Raw genomic sequence first — 1,501 nt, 5'->3', positions numbered from 1 at the left:
GCCGTAGTCTCAACGCGATGGTCTCGGGCCTGTCGGACCTCGCCAAGACCAACCGGGCCGCCACCGCCGACCTGAACGCCGCCGCGGCCGAGATCCGCGCCTCAGCCCAGGAACAGGCGGCTTCCGTGGAGCAGCAATTCTCCGCCGTGCAGGAGACCGCTGCGACCATGGATCAGATTACCCAATCGGGTGCGCAGACGGCTCGGCGCGCCACCGAGGTGATCGCCACCGCCCAGGCCACCGCCCAGACCTCGCGGCAGGGCCTGCGCTCCGTCCCCGACACCGCCAAGGCCATGGACGCGATCCGCGAGCAGGCCGAGGCGGTGGCCGGCAACATCGTCAGCCTGTCGGAGAAGACCCAGACGATCGGCGACATCATCGAGACCGTCAACGACATCTCGGAGCGCACGCACCTGCTCGCGCTGAACGCCGCCATCGAGGCGGCCGCGGCCGGCGAGAGCGGGCGCAGCTTCGCGGTGGTGGCTTCGGAGATGAAGCTGCTGGCCGATCAGGCCAAGGCCGCCACCGGCCAAGTGCGCGGCATCCTCGGGGAGATCCAGCGTGGCATCAACACCTCGGTGATGCTGACCGAGGAGGCGGTCAAGCGTGCCGCCACCGGCAAGACCCGCTCCGACACGACGCAGCGGACCATCGAGGAGATCACCGCGAAGATCGAGGAAGGCACCCAGGTGTTCCAGCAGATCATCGCCTCTACGAACCAGCAGCAGATGGGGATCGAGCAGGTGGTGGGCGCGCTCCAGAACATCCGGCAGGCGAGCCAGCAGACGGCGGCCGGCACGCGGCAGGTCGAGTCGGCCTCGGCCAACCTCACGGAGCTCGCCCAGGCGCTGATGATCCTCGCCGAGCGCTACCGGCACTAGGCATCGGTCGGCGCCTATTCCGAGACCTCGGGCTGGTTTGGTCCCGATCGAGCGGCCTCCGCCAAGAGAACCCGCCCACGCGCGATGAACAGGTCGATCTGTACGATGCCGGCATTGATCGCCGTGACCAGGTTGGCGTTGGTGTCGTCGATCTCAGGGTCACCGGTCGGCTCGCGGCCGCGCACATCTACGAGCACCGCTGTCATCTGATCTCGCTGCGCTCGGAGGTCGTTCAAGATCACCACTGCCCGGGCCGCTTGTAGGCTTGCCGCTTGGCCACCGATGAGAAGCGCCACTGCAGCGATGTCGAAGCGGTCGAGCGCTGAACCCTCCTCACCTTTCTGGCGTAGTGGCACGATGCCTTCGCTCATGATCCTACGCCCGTAGAGGCCAGTCGCGCAGAGGCGGACATCGTCTCAGCACCTGGAATACATGCCCCGAGAGCAATACCGTCAACCCGGTTGTCATCGGCAATGCCGGTCCAAAGAAGTGCGGGGTCGGTGGATCGCGTGAATTGCACCGCTGCCATGAACCACTCGGAAACCATTCCGGCACACACCGACTGCTCGTTGTGTACGAAGGGTTGCGTTCATGCGTGCGCGGGTCTGGCTTGCCCTGAC

At 66.5% G+C, this 1,501-nt stretch carries 2 protein-coding genes; one reads left to right on the top strand and one right to left on the bottom strand.

Features of this window, described 5'->3' with window-relative positions:
• On the top strand, positions 1–881 hold an 881-nt coding region (locus tag MKK88_RS03435; protein ID WP_243997199.1), incomplete at its 5' end, for a methyl-accepting chemotaxis protein.
• A gap of 14 nt (positions 882–895) precedes the next feature.
• Here the strand turns inward: MKK88_RS03435 and MKK88_RS03430 are convergent.
• Positions 896–1,252, bottom strand: a complete 357-nt coding sequence (locus MKK88_RS03430; RefSeq protein ID WP_243997198.1) for a hypothetical protein — start codon at positions 1,250–1,252, stop codon at positions 896–898.
• Between the last annotated feature and the right edge of the window lie 249 nt (positions 1,253–1,501).

The sequence above is a fragment of the Methylobacterium sp. E-005 genome (assembly GCF_022829725.1).
Taxonomy (GTDB): domain Bacteria; phylum Pseudomonadota; class Alphaproteobacteria; order Rhizobiales; family Beijerinckiaceae; genus Methylobacterium.
This window is presented reverse-complemented; position numbering and strand designations above follow the sequence as displayed.

What these genes read in the sequence shown, in the direction of transcription:
- MKK88_RS03430 (WP_243997198.1), bottom strand. Translation starts at nt 1,252, where the DNA reads ATGAGCGAAGGCATCGTGCCACTACGCCAGAAAGGTGAGGAGGGTTCA.